This window comes from Wolbachia endosymbiont of Onchocerca gibsoni, assembly GCF_029169405.1.
Lineage (GTDB): Bacteria > Pseudomonadota > Alphaproteobacteria > Rickettsiales > Anaplasmataceae > Wolbachia.
In genome coordinates this window covers 551,592-571,069 of sequence record NZ_JABUMP010000001.1, presented here as the reverse complement: position 1 = coordinate 571,069, position 19,478 = coordinate 551,592, and the positions used below count along the sequence as shown (strand labels likewise).

General features: G+C 32.2%; 16 protein-coding genes, 1 tRNA gene and 1 pseudogene. 14 read left to right on the top strand and 4 right to left on the bottom strand.

Features of this window, described 5'->3' with window-relative positions:
* The first annotated feature begins 976 nt into the window (after positions 1–976).
* Genes HSX44_RS02150 through HSX44_RS02140 form a run of 3 tightly spaced genes read left to right on the top strand, consistent with a single transcriptional unit; the run spans position 977 to position 4,147 of the window.
* A complete protein-coding gene (locus HSX44_RS02150; protein ID WP_275602107.1) occupies positions 977–2,206 on the top strand; it encodes a lipoprotein-releasing ABC transporter permease subunit in 1,230 nt (409 codons plus the stop codon).
* Positions 2,199–2,930 (top strand): hypothetical protein, encoded by a 732-nt coding sequence (locus HSX44_RS02145; RefSeq protein ID WP_338063354.1) that lies wholly within the window; start codon positions 2,199–2,201, stop codon positions 2,928–2,930. The genes HSX44_RS02150 and HSX44_RS02145 overlap by 8 nt, the downstream gene beginning before the upstream one ends.
* A complete protein-coding gene (locus HSX44_RS02140; protein ID WP_275602105.1) occupies positions 2,927–4,147 on the top strand; it encodes a heme biosynthesis protein HemY in 1,221 nt (406 codons plus the stop codon). The genes HSX44_RS02145 and HSX44_RS02140 overlap by 4 nt, the downstream gene beginning before the upstream one ends.
* An 827-nt stretch (positions 4,148–4,974) precedes the next feature.
* Here the strand turns inward: HSX44_RS02140 and HSX44_RS02135 are convergent.
* Entirely contained in the window at positions 4,975–6,339 is a 1,365-nt protein-coding gene (locus HSX44_RS02135) for a phosphomannomutase/phosphoglucomutase (protein ID WP_275602104.1), read from the bottom strand.
* Positions 6,340–7,068: 729 nt separating this feature from the next.
* Here HSX44_RS02135 and HSX44_RS02130 point away from each other — a divergent pair.
* From HSX44_RS02130 to carB, 4 genes are all read left to right on the top strand, one after another.
* Positions 7,069–7,251, top strand: coding sequence for a hypothetical protein (locus HSX44_RS02130; RefSeq protein ID WP_275602103.1), 183 nt, complete (start codon positions 7,069–7,071; stop codon positions 7,249–7,251).
* A 1,556-nt stretch (positions 7,252–8,807) separates the two neighbouring features.
* Positions 8,808–9,551: a YihY/virulence factor BrkB family protein gene (locus HSX44_RS02125; RefSeq protein ID WP_275602102.1), complete on the top strand. Its 744-nt coding sequence runs from the start codon at positions 8,808–8,810 to the stop codon at positions 9,549–9,551.
* Between the two features lie 10 nt (positions 9,552–9,561).
* The gene (locus HSX44_RS02120; protein WP_275602101.1) at positions 9,562–10,311 is read left to right on the top strand and encodes an SDR family oxidoreductase; all 750 of its coding nucleotides are present in this window, start codon (positions 9,562–9,564) and stop codon (positions 10,309–10,311) included.
* Between the two features lie 146 nt (positions 10,312–10,457).
* Entirely contained in the window at positions 10,458–13,763 is a 3,306-nt protein-coding gene (gene carB, locus HSX44_RS02115; RefSeq protein ID WP_275602100.1) for a carbamoyl-phosphate synthase large subunit, read from the top strand.
* A gap of 190 nt (positions 13,764–13,953) precedes the next feature.
* Here the strand turns inward: carB and HSX44_RS02110 are convergent.
* Positions 13,954–14,027: transfer RNA gene (locus tag HSX44_RS02110), tRNA-Asp, on the bottom strand.
* Between the two features lie 183 nt (positions 14,028–14,210).
* On the opposite strand from HSX44_RS02110, the gene rpsB reads away from it, so the two are divergent.
* From rpsB to HSX44_RS02075, 7 genes are read left to right on the top strand one after another with little or no spacing between them, the layout of a single operon-like run.
* Positions 14,211–15,059 carry a 30S ribosomal protein S2 gene (gene rpsB / locus HSX44_RS02105; RefSeq protein ID WP_275602099.1) on the top strand — a complete coding sequence of 283 codons (849 nt, stop codon included), beginning with the start codon at positions 14,211–14,213 and terminating at the stop codon, positions 15,057–15,059.
* Positions 15,040–15,915 carry a translation elongation factor Ts gene (tsf, locus tag HSX44_RS02100; RefSeq protein ID WP_275602098.1) on the top strand — a complete coding sequence of 292 codons (876 nt, stop codon included), beginning with the start codon at positions 15,040–15,042 and terminating at the stop codon, positions 15,913–15,915. The genes rpsB and tsf overlap by 20 nt, the downstream gene beginning before the upstream one ends.
* A 9-nt stretch (positions 15,916–15,924) precedes the next feature.
* Positions 15,925–16,674: a UMP kinase gene (gene pyrH / locus HSX44_RS02095; RefSeq protein WP_275602097.1), complete on the top strand. Its 750-nt coding sequence runs from the start codon at positions 15,925–15,927 to the stop codon at positions 16,672–16,674.
* A gap of 7 nt (positions 16,675–16,681) precedes the next feature.
* Positions 16,682–17,239 (top strand): ribosome recycling factor, encoded by a 558-nt coding sequence (gene frr, locus HSX44_RS02090; RefSeq protein WP_275602096.1) that lies wholly within the window; start codon positions 16,682–16,684, stop codon positions 17,237–17,239.
* A 6-nt stretch (positions 17,240–17,245) separates the two neighbouring features.
* Positions 17,246–17,581, top strand: coding sequence for a hypothetical protein (locus HSX44_RS02085; RefSeq protein ID WP_275602095.1), 336 nt, complete (start codon positions 17,246–17,248; stop codon positions 17,579–17,581).
* Positions 17,582–17,587: 6 nt separating this feature from the next.
* Positions 17,588–18,283, top strand: a complete 696-nt coding sequence (gene uppS, locus HSX44_RS02080; RefSeq protein WP_275602094.1) for a polyprenyl diphosphate synthase — start codon at positions 17,588–17,590, stop codon at positions 18,281–18,283.
* A complete protein-coding gene (locus HSX44_RS02075; protein WP_338063366.1) occupies positions 18,273–18,899 on the top strand; it encodes a phosphatidate cytidylyltransferase in 627 nt (208 codons plus the stop codon). Before uppS ends, HSX44_RS02075 begins: the two co-directional genes overlap by 11 nt.
* 31 nt (positions 18,900–18,930) lie before the next feature.
* Here the strand turns inward: HSX44_RS02075 and HSX44_RS02070 are convergent, their stop codons facing one another.
* Together HSX44_RS02070 and HSX44_RS02065 are read right to left on the bottom strand one after the other, a co-directional pair.
* Entirely contained in the window at positions 18,931–19,155 is a 225-nt protein-coding gene (locus tag HSX44_RS02070; RefSeq protein WP_275602091.1) for a zinc-finger domain-containing protein, read from the bottom strand.
* A gap of 65 nt (positions 19,156–19,220) precedes the next feature.
* A pseudogene (locus HSX44_RS02065) lies at positions 19,221–19,478 on the bottom strand (pantetheine-phosphate adenylyltransferase); the annotation flags it as partial.

Below are 19,478 nucleotides of genomic sequence, written 5' to 3'. Positions count from 1 at the left end.
TATATTTTGGCCTTTGTATAAGCCATAAGACAAAGTAGTTTCAGAAAATATTTAGCTATAATGCTCTGTTTTAGAACACTTTGTTTTGAAACTAGGAAACTAGCTGTGTGTTACCTATAATTGCTATAAATATATGGGTATAAGCTGTTGTGATGAATGAGTCATATGTGTTGCAGAATATGAAGTAATTTTAAACTAGTAAAAGTTGAATAGCATATTGTTGCACTTTTCTACAATGGGAACAAGATAATGTTGGTTCTGCCTTCAGATTAAAGTAATTTTTATGCTTTCTGCTCAAAAAACATCTTAGATAGTCTATAAGACTGACTTTATGGTCCTTTTTGAGGTGAAGCTTTATTGAATTTGGTTGTGAATATAGCTGTATCGATGTACTTTATAATTAGAATGGAGAAGTACCATATAGTGAAGAGAATTCTATAGAGAAACCTGAATGAGTTTAGTAATAGTTGTTACTGGAGTTTTAGCGTGTTTGTGTTTAAAGCAAAGCGCTATATATGTGAGGTTAAAAATTTATTAGATAAAATTTATGAAGCAGCAAGATGCTCTAATCATGACTAAAGAAATTGAGGAATGGAGATTTTGTAGTGCAATTTTAGTGTGTAAAGGTTTTCTTATTTATAAAGAATCTTTTTATTAATTTATTAAGCTTTATTTCTAAATGATTTCATCACTATGAAATGAATAGAATATTATATGATGGTCCTATCAGGGGTTAGGCATAATAATTTAGATGACAGGCTATGTTATAGCAAAAGATTATGTAATAAAGATTCTAAGTAAAGTTTCTCATAAGATTAAAAATAGAAGTATAAGCCTTCTACTTAGGTAGTTGGCTTTTTAAAGTAGAGAGTTTTCTAAATCTAGGAAGGTAAAAATCTCTAGTTTTTAAGTAAAGAAAGATTTATAATTGCGTGATATTTTAGGGATATAATGCTTAATTTCAAAATGTTTTATAATGTCCATTACCTTTGAAGTTACTATGGCTATTCGCTATTTACAGGCGAAAAATGCTAAGTTTTGCTCTATAACGACTTTGTTTTCTATTGTTGGCATTGCTCTTGGAGTTGCAACACTAATAGTGGTGATGTCTGTGATGAATGGATTTAAGGTAAAGTTACTTGACTTAATACTTGGTATTGATGGTCATATTAATGTTTATTTCGATAGAAACGTAAATTCAGATTATCGTGCAGTATCAAAATCTATCGAGAAAATTCCAGGTGTATTAAAAGCAATTCCTATGACCAATGATCAAGTTATTGTTGCGGCAAATGATAGAATTGCAAGTAGCATAGTACGAAGCATGTCAACTAAAGACTTATTTTATACTACTACTATTACAGATAATATAATTGTGGGTAATGCGAAAGAATTTGATAAAGGGGTAATAGTAGGAGCTCGATTAGTAGAAGCTTTAAACATTAATTATGGCGATAAAATTGTGCTTATATCACCTGAAGGATTTGATGCATTATTTGGTGTAATGCCGAAAGTGAAAGAATATGAGGTTGTAGCAATATTTGATATGGGTATGCTCGAGTATGATAGTACTTTAATATATATGCCCATAAAATCAGCACAGGCTTTTTTTAATTATAAAGATAGCGTGAGAAATATAGAAGTATTTGTGGACGACACTGCTGGGGTGAGTGAACTAGCAAGTGCTATAGAAAAAAAAACAGGAATGAGAGCTGAAAGTTGGCAGTTACAACATAGCAACTATTTTCATGCTTTAAAAACCGAAAGGAATGTAATGTTTTTAATTCTTACTTTGATTATAATTGTAGCGGCATTCAATATTGTTTCAAGTTTAATGATAATAGTGCAAGAAAAGAAATTCGCAATTGCAATTATGCGAACGTTTGGGGCAACAAGTGGAAGTATTATACGTATATTTTGCACTTGTGGTCTACTTATTGGTATTGCAGGAACTTGCCTCGGGTGTATTGCGGGTATTGTTTTTTCTCTTAACATTGAAAATATTAGAGTATTTTTAGAAAATATTACTAATATCAAACTGCTCGACCCTATGATATACTTTTTTTCAAATTTGCCAGTAATATTAGTTCCTCAAGACGTAGTGAATATTTCTATACTTGCACTATTCTTGTCATTTTTAGCAACAATTGCTCCTGCATTACAAGCAGCTGCGCAAGATCCTGCGGAGATACTATGTTATGAATGATATTCAACGACAGTATATAAGCTGGTTTTTGATTATGGTATTGAGTATTACTTATATTATGATAAACAGCATAATATTTTTAAAAATGAATCAACGAGAAAGCGAAAGTAATATAAAGAGTTTAGCAGAAAAAATAGATGAGTTAAAGATGTTGCTTGATGTTAACCAATCTAGAATAGAAAAAAAAATATTTGAATTAAAGAAAAATTTACTCACTCAATGTGAGCAAGATAATGGTAGTTCAAGGCATAAGAATATTGCAAAATTACTGCTACTTGTAGTTAAAATGAAGAATTCGTTGTTAAAAAAGGAAAAACTTGATGATTATGTAAACGCAATAAGGCCCTTAATATTAGAACTTGATGATCCAGAATTAGAAAATGCTCTAAGTGAATTGGGAGGTTTGAAAGAGGTAAGTACTTTACACGAGTTGAGATCGTCTTTTGAGAAAATCATTGATGCTATTAACTATAATAAAAGTATACTATTTCAAAAAATTATTTCAAACTGGGTAAAGATAAAAGATAAAAATGATCCACTAAGGATGAAACTTGTAGAGATTGAGGAGTTAATAAACGATAATAATTGGCAAGAAATAACTACTGTAGTAGGTAATTTAACACACCCAGAATTTAAACCATGGCTTAATAGATTAAATAGTTTTATTATAGCGTATAAGAATATTTCAACAATATATCGGTATTTATTGCAATATATTTCATGATTTATTTTATAGTTCTCACTCTCTCTTTTTTATTTGGCATGTGGATCAAGATGGGTGGTGAAGTAATAAAGTTGGAATCAGTTAGTTACATCATAAGTGTTGATCTGTATTTTATTATTTTCACTTGTGTACTTTTATTATTTTTATTAATTGTACTTATATATTTTTATTTTTTTATTTTATCAATATTTGTCAGTATGAGAAATAGAAAAAGAGATAGAGAGGAATTGCTTCTTTTTGAAGCTTTATTTAGTATGGATTTAGGCAATATAGAAAATGCGCACAGGCTAGTTAAGAATTTAAGTGGAGAAAATGGTAGATTATCTTTAATAAAGCTCTTTGACTCATGTAAGATGGGAAATTATAGCTTTTTTAGCAATAGTTTATTAAATGTTGCAAATAAAAATCTTAACTTAGCTCTCCTTGTAATTAATAAGCTAATTGTTCATCTTAAACAAGAAAAAGCAGTCTTTCAAAAATTCATAGAGTATTGTTCTAGTTCAATTAACGATAAAATTCTGTCTATTCCCTTTCAAATAGAGCGTTGCATATTGCACGAGGATTGGATTAACGCAATTTTGAAGTTAAAGGAAGCTATAAAGTTTAATATTTTTCTTCCCTTTGATTGTGAGAAAATGTTAGCGGTTTTTTATTGTGCTTCGGCAAAACAATATGAAAATAAAGGGAATTACAAGAAAGCTTTGAGTTCTTTATTTAAAGCACAAAGTTATTGTGCAGCTTTTCAGCCAATTAATTATTTAAGAGCAGAGTTATATATTAAACTTGGAAAAATTAGAAAAGCTTCTGTAGTGTTAGAAGAAGAGTATACAGTAAATCCTACTCCCCAATCAGCTAAGATTTACATTAGTTTAAATAGTAAAGGTGCTGAAAAGCTATATAACCTACGTTCTGATTATTATTTTAGTTATTGTTTACTTGCTTTATCTTCAATTAGCTTAAGTAAATATGATCTTGCAAGTCAACATTTAGATATTGCTATGAGAAAAGCTAATTATGTGTCAATCTATCTTATTATGATACAGCTCAAAGTTGCATTACAAGAGTATGAACAAGTAATTTATTGGCTAAACAAGATGGACTCAGAGGCTATATCTGATCCATATTGGAAATGTGCAGATTGTAATAAAAAGCTAAAGCAGTGGGGCTATAAGTGTTCAAGTTGCAATAGCNTTAACTGTATATATTATGTTCAGTAATATAAGTCATTTTAACTGTTTTTAAGTTAAAGTTTCTTATTGCTGTCTTGTTTATCTATTTTACTGTTTTCTTCTAAAAGAAGAACAGTGTTATTTGTTATATAAAAGATCAAGTGCCGTAATAGAGGTATTATTTGCACGATTTTCTTCCATTATGGTTATATTCTTATCATGCCTCTACATAAGGTTCATAATCTGGCTTTTCCATAAGCTTTTTACTTTTNNCGTATTTTATACGCATTTTTTCTCTGTTTATTTTGATCTTGTTTATATTCTTTCTCTGCTTTTTCATGCGCTTGCTTATATTATAATACTGCTTCCGATATAGTCTTTTCTTTGCATTTTATAACTCTTCCTCTGCTACTTGATTTATTGTGCTATCTTTTATATCATTAGTATTTTTCTGTTGCTTCCTCTATAATTTTTTTTAATGCTGCATTTTTTCTCACACTTCTCTCTTTCATTTAGTGCTTTTTTATTGCATTCACTTTGATAATCTTTATATTGTTTTTATCAAAAATTTTTAATTTCTTATTATTACTGCATGCCTTGTGATATAAATTTACCTTTTCTAAGTATTGCTTCGTGCAGTATGTATTTCTTTTACACATTTCCTTTACCAAGTTAGGCTTGTCAAAAAATTTGTTGAATTGATTCTTTTAAACATAAAATTTCTCCTGCATACTAGCTAAATTTAGTTAATATTTTTAATTTGAATATTATTAAGTGTAATGCTTTAGCAACCTTGTTAGCCTTTTTTTGGTGTGTACCTTAAGGACACTCACTATGGGAAACATAAGAAGACAGGGTAGGGGGAGCTTTATAAACTACTTATTTTGATGGTTACAATTAAGGGACCTTACTTCATCAATATAATAAAATAAAGTCTTTTTAGTAAGTTCAAAGTCTTCTAAAGTATTTCCTTCGCATCTTCCTGTGATGCAATTTTGTGTGTTTGATTCTCTAAGAAGCCACCAGCCTTTGTTATCGTTATTGGTTACTTTAATGCCATCAAACTCTGAAAATATGATATTTTGTTGTTTTAGTGTTTTCTTTATTAATTCAATAATTTGAAATTTTTTTTCGTCTTTAACCACAATTTTCACTTCATGAGTGATATATAATTTTGGTAAATCCTCAATCATCTGAAATAGGCTTTGGTTTTTCTTGAGCAGAATGTCAATAGCTTTGATAGCAGAATACATTCCATCATCAAAACCTAGTTCAGAAAAGAAAAAATGTCCGCTTAACTCACCAGCAAACTTTGCTTCTTCCTCTAACATTTTCTTCTTAATTAGTGAGTGCCCAGTAGCACAAATAATTACTTGTCCTCCTAACTTGTTGACAAAATCGTGTGCTTTCATACTCATTTTTATGTTAGCAATAACTTTGCTTTGTGGATATTCTTCTAGTACTTCACGCGCGAAAATCATAAATAAATGATCGTTGAAAACGATATTACCCTTATTGTCAATTAAGCACACTCTGTCACTATCGCCATCAAGTGCAATGCCAAGATCACATTTATCTTTTTGTACGATATCGATTAATTGAGCGAGGTTTTTTTCTTCTATAGGATCTGGATCATGTAGTGGAAATGCTCCGTCTATAGAGTTATTGACTACAATATGCGTATGACCAGATAGGATTGTTTCAATGTGCCTTAAAATTCCACTTACTGGACTATTTCCACAATCCCAGGCCATTTTTAGCTTTTGCGTAGTATTGTTGGTCTTTAATGCACTTTTTAATATGCGAATGTATTCGCCATATATATTTATGTTAATTAAGCTTCCAGTTTTTGTACTGTTTTTAATCGGATTACTTGTAACTTCCCTTATTTCTTGATCTGAGTAAGTTTTTTTACTGCTAAAAAATTTAAAGCCATTATACTTGCTGGGGTTATGTGAAGCAGTAATCATAATACCAAGATCTGCCTGCATAATTTGTGTTGCAGTGTAGAGCATGGGTAAAGAACATAGTCCAACACGTGTAACATTTGCTCCGGACAAAGTCAAACCTCTGATTAGTTCTTTTTCTATACTTGGTGAATCTATCCTGCTGTCATAGCCTATACAAACACTGGATACGGTTTGGCCAAATTTTCTGCCTATTTCATATCCATCATTGATCTGTAGATCTTTGCCTACTATACCTCTAATATCATATTTTCTTATAATAGTATTGTCCATACTGTGTTGCTTAGGATAACTACTATATAATATTGTAGATAGATGCTCAAGTTTCTTCTTTATTCATTTGTATAGTTAGTTAAGTTTAAGTATATTTTTTAGAAAAATTAAGCAATGCAAAGGGAAAAAGTCTACTTACGTAGAAGAAGAATGAAAGTATGTTTGTTAGAAACCAAAATTTGGATGTGGATAAGCAGAGGAAAAATAATATTTTGAGTTTCATTGAGTCTTGTGGTAATTTTAGGATTTCGTTAAAAGTAGGTTAGAAAATGAAAAAAAGCTAACGAAGACTATCTCTATTTTAGAGGCTAATAAGGAGATTAGATTTGAAGTATGCCTTTAGGAGAAGTTAATCGAGTAACTGTATTCAAGAAAAGTAGTAGTGATGGGAACTATAGTTTCCCCTAGCTCTGGTTTATGTAAAAAGCCAATTAACTAACAAGATAAAGGTTCTAAAGGGTGATAGTGTAGGTGTGATATTACTACAGCAGTAAGATCTGAGATGGTATAAGGGATAATTGATGAACAGAAATTTGGTGATTCAAGGTTTATGGATCTATTGCCAAAGGAGAAGAAAATAAAATGTTGAGATTAGTTAAACAGAATAAAGAAGTTATTTCTTAATAGAAAAACTTTGTATCACGCTTTTGCTGATATGCTCTAAAATAGAGGAGATCAGCCAGATACTAAAGTAAGTAATGTTGACACGAGATCACCTATGTTACCGTAGTGTCTATATCGAGCAGTAATTTATGTTCTTCTCTTGAAGGAAAACTCGCCTTTTCTTTATGGGGAAAGGCTTTGTTTAGTGTTAGTGAGTTTAGTGGTGAAGAAACGCATAAGCTGGGAAAGAAATTAGAAGAAGGAACTGGTATCTTAGGAAAAAAATGCAGAGTTAAAAAACTGTGGTGAGAAAATAGTAGAAGAAGGCTATAAAGAAGCAAGCTTTGGAAGAAAAAGTTAAGAAACTTAAAAGGCTATAAGTTAAAAAAAAGAAGACAAAAAAATTGGCTAAAATAATTAAGGCGTTGGGAGTTAGAGCAAAGAATAAGTGAATTGCAGCAAGAGTTAAAAGATAAAGATAGTGAAATAATAGATTTAAAATCTCAATTGGCAGGTAAAAAAGTAAAGTTCAATTAACAAATAGAATAAAGGAATAGCTGATGTAATAGATCAGTTAAGTAAGGAGCAATTAAAGGATCAAGAATTGGCTGAAGTGTTAAATTGGCTACGCAGAGAAAAAGAAGAAGGTTAGGAATGATAAATCAACGATCTAATAGAGAGGTAATAAGTTGTTGGCAGGTAAGCTAAACAAGGGAAATACTTAGAAGAGAGTAGGAAAGCTTAGTGTTATAGCTCAAAAGAAAGGAAAAATATGTTGTTAGTAATTGCAGAAGAGGAATTGGATTTGTTAAAGAGAATCTAGAGTAATTGCAGAATAATATTATAGTAAGAAGGTCAGGAGAAACAGTAGCTATGTCAATCCTAAACTGAAGTTTTGAACATAATGGTAAGGCAGAGTAACGAGAGTAGAACACAAGACTAAGGTGTATAAGCTGTGAATAAAGGTTCAAGTGAGAAATTGGTAAATTGAGATAAGAGAATAAAAGTTTAACTGGATATAAATTAACTATATTTGAACAATTGAAATGTAATGTGAAAGTGGTTAATGAATTAAATAAAAGTTTAAAGTAATTGCGAGAAGAAAGTAAACAACTACTATAAAGTGCAAGAGTTAATCAACTACCTGTAATAAATGAAAAAGAAGTTATAAAAGTAGGAACTTAACCCCGAAATATTATGATTATGAGTTAACCTATTTAAAAGGGACTTGATTTTTACAGTAGGAAAAAGATGTAGGTAATTATTTGTAATCGAAAAAAAGAAAAGTTACACTGGCCATTTCATTAGCTCAAATAATTTTACTTCTGATGGTACACAAGACTTTTTTGATGAAGCTGATCCTAACTCTCTAATTCCATGAACTAACACTGATAGTCTTTCACTTAGTTTAAGCGCGACTTAGCCATGTGTAAAGGAAAACTTGAAAGATGTGGAACTACTATAGTCTTGTATAATCCACGAAAAAAGACACTTAAATTTTAAGTTTTTAGTGAAAATTTTACCATTAAATCTTTATACCAAAAATAGACTTTGTAGTCAAAACACTCTTAATATCGAGATAATGAAGTTGTTAAAATTTATCAAGTAATTTCTATAGCTTTTATTTTAAAAACTAACATTGAAGGCTTTAATGATAAAAGAAGGGATTTATAACAGCAAAAAAATGGTAATACATAACAATTTTTAATGTCATTAAAGGGTTTTTTACTTAAAAATACATTTTATTTCATTTAAAATATATTATTTAGTTTATTTACATTGTAGTGAATAAGTTACTGCATAAGTTTTATAATATCATTTATTATCTTTATCGTGCTTTGATTGATACAATTTATAATGACGGAATGGAGCATGCAGGATACTTGTCATTTTTAATTCTATTATCAATATTTCCTTTTCTTATCGTCTTAATGGCTTTGGCATCAATATTTGCAAATTTCTTAGATCAATATAACATTGGCTGGACATCTATAATTGACAATATGCCACAAGACATTTTAGCATCTTTAATGCCGCGCATTGAGGAGATAATATCAGGTCCGCCACATAGTTTATTGACTTTGGCAATTGTAGGAGCTATTTGGACTGCTTCATCAACGGTTGAGGGGCTTAGAACGACATTAAATAAAGCTTATAAAGTTCCGGTTTCTCCTCCTTATGTACTAAGGAGAATATTAAGTATATTGCAATTTTTAGCAATTACGTTTATTATAACTCTAACTATAATATTCTCTGCATCAGTGCCAATGCTAGTAGGTTTTTCCTATAACGGACTGAGTTACATAAAATATCTCCTTATTGAATTTGTACTCTTTATAGTAGTCTCTTGGCTATATTTTATATTGCCAAATATAAAACAAAACTTGTCGGATGTATTTCCTGGATCTTGTGTAGCTGTTATGCTTTGGACAATCTCTGCTTTGGTTTTCAAGCAGTACTTAAAAGCTTCCTTTGGCCAACTAGATTTGATATACGGGAGTTTAGGTGGTGTGGTAGTGTCATTACTATTTTTTTATGTAGTAAGTTTAATTTTTATATATGGAGCAAAGTTTAATTTTCAGCTAAAATACTTTAATGGGCTTCACTGAGGAGAAATAGATGGGTAAATTGGAAGGTAAAATAGCTTTAATTACTGGAGCTTCAAGTGAAATAGGGTCTGCTGTTGCAAAAAGGTTTATTAAGGAAGGTGCGTATGTAATTTTAGTTTCAAGATCTGTTGATAATCTTAGGCCGCTATATAGTGAAATTGAAAAACTTGAAGGATTTAAAGAAGGCTCTGTGAAGCTAATTCAGCTTGATCTTTTAGATTTTGAAAATGTAAAGATATTAGCAAATATGATGGAGAGCCTGAAGTTATCAGAGTCTGGGGTACTTGATATATTAGTTGCGTGTATTGGAATTTTAGGTAAGTTAAGTCCTGTTCATGACTGCGAACTTGAAGAGCTACAGAATGTAATGAATACAAATTTTATTGCTAATTGGTACTTATTGAAAAACTTAGATCCTGTGTTAAAGAAATCTAATTCTGGAAGGATAGTATTCATGACATCAGAAGTAACACTTTCTCCATCTTCTTACCCATATTGGGTACCTTATGCTGCAAGTAAAGCTGCACTAGAAATCATGGTAAAGATATATGCATCTGAGACAAAACATACAAAACTATGCGTAAATGCTGTGTATCCAGAGGGACCTGTTGACAGCGAAATGTATAAACAAGCCTTTCCTGGAAAGGATATGCCTGAACTAGTGTTATCTGATAAACTGACAGATAAATTTGTGGAATTAGCTTCTGAGGATTGTGACATATCAGGAAAAATATTACCATTGAGCAAATCTATTGAATGAGTTATATGAATATCGTTCTTTAGGAAACTATACTAATTTTAAATTACCTATTGTTTTCACCTGATTATATAGCTCATAAATTCAATAAAAATTCACATTTATAGGAAAGATTGGTAACATTACTCAAGTAAGGATTGTGTTATATTATGCCAAAATGCACGGATATAGAATCTATATTAGTAATAGGAGCAGGTCCGATAGTTATAGGTCAGGCATGTGAATTTGATTACTCAGGAACTCAAAGTTGTAAAGTATTAAGGAATGAAGGTTATAAAGTTATTCTGGTGAACTCTAATCCTGCAACTATAATGACAGATCCTGAATTTTCTGATGCAACGTATATTGAACCTATACTACCTGAGATCATAGAAAAAATCTTAATTAAGGAAAAGCCGGATGCAATATTACCAACTATGGGTGGGCAAACCGCTTTAAATTGTGCAATGAAGCTTGCAGATGATGGAATATTGGATACATATAACGTAAAGCTTATCGGTGTAAGTAGAAAAGCAGTTAAAAAAGCAGAAGATAGAGAGCTATTTCGTCAGTCTATGGATAAGATAGGGCTGAAGTATCCTAAAAGTATGATTATANGAAATCAAAGGCAAATAAAGGAAGCTTTAGATTATGTCGGTTTGCCTGCAATTATCCGTTCATCATTTACTCTTGGCGGTGCAGGCAGTGGTATAGCATATAATAAGGAAGAGTTTTTCAACATTGCAGAAAACTCCTTAAAAGTTTCACCAATAAATGGAGTTCAGATAGATGAATCCATTATTGGATGGAAAGAGTATGAAATGGAAGTTATTCGTGATTGTAAAGATAACTGTATAGTGGTTTGTTCAATAGAGAATGTTGATCCTATGGGAGTTCATACAGGTGATAGCATTACTGTTGCTCCTGCTTTAACTCTACGCGATGCAGAGTATCAACAAATGAGAAATGCGTCTATAGCAGTACTTAGAGAGATTGATGTTAGTGCTGGTGGTGCAAATGTTCAATTTGCAGTCAATCCTAAAGAAGATGGGAGCCTTGTTGTGATTGAAATGAATCCAAGGGTTTCTCGCTCTTCTGCGCTTGCCTCAAAAGCAACAGGCTATCCAATAGCAAAAGTTGCAACTAAGCTTGCTATTGGGTATTCGCTTGATGAAATACGCAATGACTGTGCACCAACTATACCTGCTGCATTTGAACCGGTGGTTGATTATATTGTCACTAAAATTCCTCGTTTTGAGTTTGAAAAATTTAAGGGAACAGATTGTGAATTATCAACTTCTATGAAATCAGTGGGAGAGGTAATGTCCATAGGACGTACTTTTAATGAATCAATACAGAAAGCTTTCCGTTCACTTGAAACTGGTCTTACAGGGCTTGATGAAGTGTTCTCTAATGGCACAGATGTTAATCATATAAAATCTCAATTAGCAAAATTACTACCAAACAGATTACTGGCTGCTGCTGATGCAATGCGTCATGGAATGAGTATAGAAGAAATAAATTCGATTACAAGGTATGATCCATGGTTTTTACAGAATATACAGCAAATTATTTTAGCTGAACAGAAAATTAAGGAAACCGGTTTGCCTGAAGCTGCACACGAGATATTAGAACTAAAAAAGATGGGATTTTCGGATGCAAGGTTGGCAAGTTTAAGCAATAAATCTACTTCTGTCATTCATATAGCTGACACTGAGATCCAAATGCAGATTTCGGCTTCAAGTGCTAGAACTATGCCAGATCGGATAGAGCAGATTGAAGCAATAAGAAAGAAGTTTAGCATCAAACCTGTTTATAAACGCGTAGATACTTGTGCAGCTGAATTTGAGTCTAGTACTGCTTATATGTATGGGTGTTATGAAGGAGAGATTATGAATAAGGCAGAATGCGAAGCAAACGTTTCTGACCGAAAGAAGGTTGTCATTTTAGGTAGTGGACCAAACCGTATTGGTCAAGGTATTGAGTTTGATTATGCATGTGTGCATGCAGTTTCCGCTGCTAAAGAAATGGGATATGAAACAATAATGATTAATTGTAACCCTGAAACTGTTTCAACTGATTATGATACTGCTGATCGTTTATATTTTGCTTCATTAACTGAAGAGGATGTACTTGAGGTGCTAAGTAAAGAGCAGGAAAACGGCACACTGGTTGGTGTTATAGTCCAAATAGGTGGTCAGACGCCTTTAAAATTAGCCAAAACGTTAAATAAAAGGGGTTTTAATATCTTAGGTACATCTTTTGATTCTATAGACCTTGCTGAAGATCGTATGAGATTTAGGAACCTTATTTTGCAACTTAATTTAAAACAACCTGAGAGTTCTATCTGTTCTTCGGTGGAAGAAGCATTAGCTAATGCAGAGAAAATTGGGTTCCCATTAGTGGTTAGGCCATCCTATGTTTTGGGTGGTCAATCTATGTCAATCAAACATGATATTGACAGCTTTAAGGAATATGTTCTTAGTCAAACTAAAATTTTTGGACATGGCTCGTTGTTGCTTGATAAATTTTTGGTAAATGCAGTTGAAATTGATGTTGATGCTATATGTGATGGGGAAAGAGTTTTCGTTGCAGGGGTTATGGAACATATTGAGGAGGCTGGAATTCATTCCGGTGATTCAACTTGTTCGATACCAGCAAATACATTAAGTGACAAAATTGTGAAGGAAATTAAGCTGCAAACTAAAAGAATAGCTCTTGAATTAAAAGTTAAAGGTCTGATAAATATTCAATTTGCCGTTCAAGAAAGTGATATATATATACTTGAAGTGAACTTAAGGGCTAGTCGCACAGTTCCTTTTATTTCTAAGGCAATCAATATTCCTATCGCGAAGCTTGCTGCTCAAGTTATTTTAGGCAAAAAGTTAGACCAAGAAAAAAAATCTATTGATCACTTTGCAGTTAAAGCTGCTGTTTTTCCGTTTTCGCGTTTTTTAGGAGTTGATGCCTTACTTGGTCCTGAGATGAAGTCAACAGGAGAAGTGATGGGAATTGACTCATCCTTCGAAGCTGCGCTTGCGAAAGCGTACATGGCTGCAGGATATAAGTTACCAACGGAAGGAAAAGCTCTAATTTCAGTGAAGGATGATGATAAAGAGTATATATTGTCAGTTGCACAAATGTTGGAAGAACTGGGTTTCGAGATATATGCCACTAAAGGTACAGCTTTGTACCTGAATAATAATGGTATAGCTGCAGAGGCTGTGAATAAGGTGAGAGAAGGCAGACCTCATATAGTTGATATGCTTAAAGATGGAAAAATAAATCTGGTAATTAATACTTCAAAAGGTGTAAAATCAGTTTCAGATAGCAAAGATGTTCGTAGAACTGCTATTTCGGAAAATATCGCTTATAGCACTACAGCTTCTGGGGGCAGAGCACTAGTGCTTGCAATCCAATATTTAAAGAATAGCAAGCTAGAAGTGAAGTCATTACAACAGATACAGAATATTTAAATGCTAAAAGTGAAAATAATTTTGTATACATAGTTTTAATATTTTTGGAGTAGAATTTTCTTTACTTGTAGCTAATGAAGTTAAAATTTGTTGGCATTATACTACGATTCATTTACTATAAAGTTATATATCTAAATCGAAGAAGAAAAAGCTAATAGAGTAAGCTTAAGCTCTGTAGGAAACTTATACGCGGGAGTGATGAGACTTGAACCCATGACCTCATGCGTGACAGGCATGCGCTCTAACCAACTGAGCTACACCNCCCCATTTCCTTTTGAAACTTTACTTTTAAGGTTAATAAGTATGCTTCATCTTGTCAATATTTTTTTATTTGCATTTTAATCTTCTTTATATTATCATGAAAATAATTTTATTTCACATATGGCTCATATAAATAGTCTTGTTACGGTTCTGCCATGTAAAGATGAACTATTTTAAGGAATTGGAATGGTAAATTTGCCTGAAGTTACTGTGCGTGATTTAGCTGGATCTGGTGTGCATTTTGGTCATAAGGTTAGTCGATGGAATCCAAAAATGGCTCCGTATATATATGGAGTACATCAAGAAAATCGTATACATATAATTGATTTACGAAAAACACTACCACTGTTACAGGTGGCAATGAGAGCTTTATATGATGTTGCATTTCAAGGTGGTCGCATTTTATTTGTCGGTACGAAATTTCAGGCTTTAGATATTATTGCAAGTGAAGCAATTCGTTGTGGTCAATATTATGTAAATTATCGTTGGCTAGGTGGTATGCTTACTAACTGGGGAACTGTTTCTTCTTCGATAAAAACTCTAATTCAGTGTGAGAAAATTTTAAATGATGAGAATAGCGTTTTAACGAAGAAAGAATTAGGGAATGTTGAAAAGAAAAGGCAAAAACTTGATAAAGCATTAGGTGGCATTAGGGAAATGGGAGCAATTCCAGATATTTTATTTATTATCGATACTAATAAAGAGCACATTGCAGTCAAAGAGGCTAAAAAATTAAGGATTCCAATAGTTGCAGTGCTTGATACTAACTCTAATCCGGATGATATTACTTATCCTATACCAGGGAATGATGACTCAAGAAAATCAGTAGAACTTTATTGCAGGTTAGCTGCTGACTGTATATTATCTGGGATAGAATCTAGTTTGGCAAAGTCTGGAGTTAAGGTTGGTGATATAAAGGGTAGTGAGTTTATTCAGGAGAAGGGAAATAATGTTGTACAAGCTAAAAAGAGGTATAGTAAGGTTCATAAAGGAGATGGAAAGGAGCTAGTGATAGATGAAAATGAATCAAGATAGTATAAGAGAACTGCGCGGTAGAACAGGACTTAGTTTAAGTGACTGTAAAAAAGCATTAGAAGAGTGTGATGGTAGTATTAAAAAAGCCATTGATAGATTACGTACAATAGGACTTACTAAAGCTGATAAAAAGATTGACAGGGTAACTTTGAATGGGCTAGTTGCTATGCATTTAAATAAAAACCGTGGTGTATTGATAGAACTCAATTGTGAAACTGATTTTGTTGCGAGAAATGAAAAGTTTATAGAGTTGATTTCAAACTTAGTATCAATTGCTTATCAAAAACGTTGTACTAGCATTGGCAATTTAAAAAGTGCTGAGTATGAAGGTATTGGTACAGTGCAAGAAGCTATTATAAATAATACGTCTGTTTTTGGTGAAAAAGTAGAGCTGAGCAAGCTTTGTTACCTGGAAGTTAAGGATGGGGTTATTGCTGGCTACGTGCATGGTGATAGTGATATACCTAACTTAGGTAAAACTGGGGCTTTGGTTGCATTGCAGTCATCAGGTGATCAGTTAAAGCTACAGGAAATTGGAAAGCAAATAGCAATGCACGTAGTTGCTATGAAGCCTGAAGCTCTTTCTATAGATGATTTAGGTTATACAAAGTTGAATAATGAACGTTCTATAGTTGAAGAACAAGTAAATAGCTTAAATAAGCCTAAAGAAGTAACAAAGAGAATAGTAGATGGTCGAATGGTCAAGTATTATGAAGAAGTTGTTTTGCTGGAGCAGAAATTTATCAAAGATAATAGGATAAAAATTTCTGATTTTATAAAGTTGAGTGAATTGAGTGTGAATTCTTCTATTAAATTGTCTGATTATAAGTTATTCATTTTGGGTAATAAAAATTAGTAGTTAGAAATGACTGCTGCAACAGATGAGAAAAGTAAGCTAAAGTACTTTAGGGTATTATTGAAAATTTCTGGTGAAGCTTTAATGGGATCACGACCTTTTGGTCACGACATAGAAGTTATAGATCAATTGTGCAAAGGTATAGCTGATGTTTACAAGCTTGGAGTTCAAGTATGTATTGTAGTTGGTGGTGGTAATATCTTCCGTGGTTCATCATCTGCATCTTTAAGTAGTTGTGAAAGAGCAAGTAGTGATTATATTGGAATGCTTGCAACTATAATCAATGCTCTAACTTTGCAAAACTTTTTAGAAAAAAATTCAGTAAATTCTAGAGTATTGTCTGCAATACCTATGACCACTATATGTGAGCCTTATATAAGGGAAAAAGCTATTCGTCATTTAGAAAAAGGTAGAGTAGTAATCTTTGCAGCTGGTACTGGTAATCCATTTTTTACTACAGATACAGCTGCAGCTCTACGTGCTATTGAAATGAATTGTGATGTTATCCTGAAAGGCACTCAAGTAAATGGTGTATACTCTGCTGATCCTGAGGAAAATGAAGATGCCATAATGTATGATAGGCTTTCTTATATGGATTTATTAACGCGTGATTTAAAAATTATGGATGCATCAGCCGTCTCTCTTGCGCGTGAGAATTCTATTCCAATTATAGTTTTTTCTTTGAAAGGGGAAAAAATAGTTAATATTATTAAGGGTCTTGGTACTTATACTATAGTTTTATCAGGTTGTAAACGATAGGTAATTTATGTTGAACGAGGTAAAAACTAAAACAAAAGAAAAGATGCTAAAGACTATTCAGTCTTTTCATAATGATGTTAAAGGTATACGTACCGGCAGAGCTAACGCATCATTACTAGATGGCATAGTTGTAAACATCTATGGTGGGCATCAAAAACTAAATCAGGTTGCAGGTATCTCAGTTGCAGATAATAAAACTTTGTCAATTAAAATTTGGGATATTAGTATTATAGGTGAAGTAAAAAATGCTATATTAAGTGCTAATCTAAATTTAAACCCTGTTGTTGAAGGTAATGCTATACGTGTAACTCTTCCAGATCTAACGCAAGAAACTCGTGAAAGATTAGTAAAATTATTGAACCAGTTCGCTGAAAATGCGCGGGTTGCTATTAGAAATATACGTAGAGATGCTATGGAAGAAATAGAGAAAATGCAGGAGGGTAAAGAAATCTCAGAGGATGATTTTCATGGTGCTAAAAAGCAAATACAAAATATTACTGATGATAATATTGAAAAGATTGATGATGAATTGTCTATTAAAGAAAAGGAGATATTGCATTGCTAAGTTAATATGAAAGGAGCCTTCGATAGTGAGGAAAAACAAATTACTTTAAAAGGTATTATACGGGTAGCTGATGCGCGACTGTATGAGTGTTGCGGTTTAAGAATAGTTTCTGCCAGGAAGGGTGTCATCTCAGTTTTCCGATACTTGAATCCAGCTTTTAGTAACTTTATTAAGAATATTGTATTTTATAACATAAGACCAGCTGCTTTTATGCTCATCAACTTGATGTGCTTATTGTTTACAATCAAGGTTTCTGGATCTCAGAATTGGAATATTGAGATGGTGCTTTCTAGGTACCAGCTGAAATCAAAAGAATTTTCACTTAAGTCAAAACCTGGTTAAATTTGAATGTTGAACTTAGAATCTCTACCAAAACATTTAGCGATCATAATGGATGGTAATAGTAGATGGGCAAACAAGCAGGGGAAAATAAAAATTGATGGTTATAGAAAAGGTAGTGAGGTTGCATACGATATTGCTAAGTATTGCATAACTTTAACTATACCATGTTTAACTTTATATGCATTTTCTATGGAAAATTGGCTCAGGCCCAAAGAAGAAATTGATTGCATATTTGATTTACTTTACTTTGCTTTGACAGATAAAGATAAAGTTGATTTTATTTGTAACTATAATATTAAATTGAATTTTGTTGGAAATTTAAGTTTGTTACCTCAAAAAGTATTTGATCAAATAAAAAAAGTGGAAGAAATGACATGTAAGAATGATAGCTTATTACTTACTGTAGCGGTTAGCTATGGAGCAAAACAAGAAATTATACATGCTATAAGTAAAATTATAAAAGAAAATATTGATTCTGTGTCAGAGGACAGATTTGAAAAATTTTTGTATACTAAAGATTTGCCAAAGTTGGATTTATTAATTCGCACTGGTGGTGAAAAAAGGTTAAGTAACTTTTTATTATGGCAAGCAGCTTACGCTGAATTATATTTTTGTGATACTTTGTGGCCTGATTTTTCTTGTCAAGATTTGAGCAGAGCATTAGAAGACTATGCAAAAAGAGAGAAAAGGTATGGTAGATAACAATTTTATAATTAGAGTACTGTCTTCAATAATAATATTGCTTATATTCTTTTTTTCTATATATTTCAGTGATTTATCATTTTACCTACTGGTTCTTTCGATAGCAGTTCTATCTTCTTTTGAGTGGTATAATCTAACTCAGGGGAACAGGATCTTATATGTTTTCGCGTTGTTATTGATTGCACTACCGAATGCTTCGTTGATATACCTATATAATCTACCACAAGGGAAATACACATTAGTATGGCTCATCTTAACAATTTGGAATATTGATATTACTGCGTATCTGTTTGGTAAGAATTTTGGTGGAGCCAGAATTTGCTCAATTGTTAGTCCTGGAAAAACTTGGTCAGGATTTTTTGGTGCAACCTTAGCTGGAATGATATGCGCGATTCTTGGATCAGTATTTTTAGGTCTATTTTCAATTTTTTATTCTCCAATAATTGGACTTATAGTTGCTATTCTAGCGCAACTTGGTGATTTCACTGAATCTCTTATTAAAAGAGCTTATAATGTTAAAGATAGTGGAAGTATGATACCTGGCCATGGAGGAATACTTGATCGTATGGATAGCTTCATTTTCACTACTCCTCTTATTGCTATCTGTATAAATTAGCTAATTTTAAAAAGTGGAATGCTGTTAAAGTTCACCCATGGATTTTTCTCCTTTTGTTGGCTGCTTCCATGATAGATTTATCAGCGGGTTTAGGTTCTTTAGATTTAAATTCTTCATCCATCAGCTTATTACAATAAGGACAAAATGTTTTTCCTTTTTCTTTATACAAATATATTAGCGGATGACCAGAACCATTATCTTTCTCATCGCCGCGGCAACAAACTATTATTACACTATTATTCTTTACTTCTGTCATGTTGCTCCTTTGGTTTATAGTATTTTATGTGTTAAATATATATATTTGGGAGTGGAAAATAAATACTATTCTTCACTTCTTGCTTTATTCATGTTGAAGTTAATCAACTCTTTTGAACTCTTTCTGGAGCAAATTTGCTAACACTTTCTCCTAATCTTGCTATTTTTTTTACAAAACTTGATGAGATAAATTGAGTGTCTTCAGAGCAGGAGGAAATATAGTCTCAATTTTATGGAAAGTTTATAATTTACCCTAACTCATTTGAAACTCATAATTAAAATCCGATACTGTTCTAAGTCCCTTGATGGTAACAGAAGCGTTTT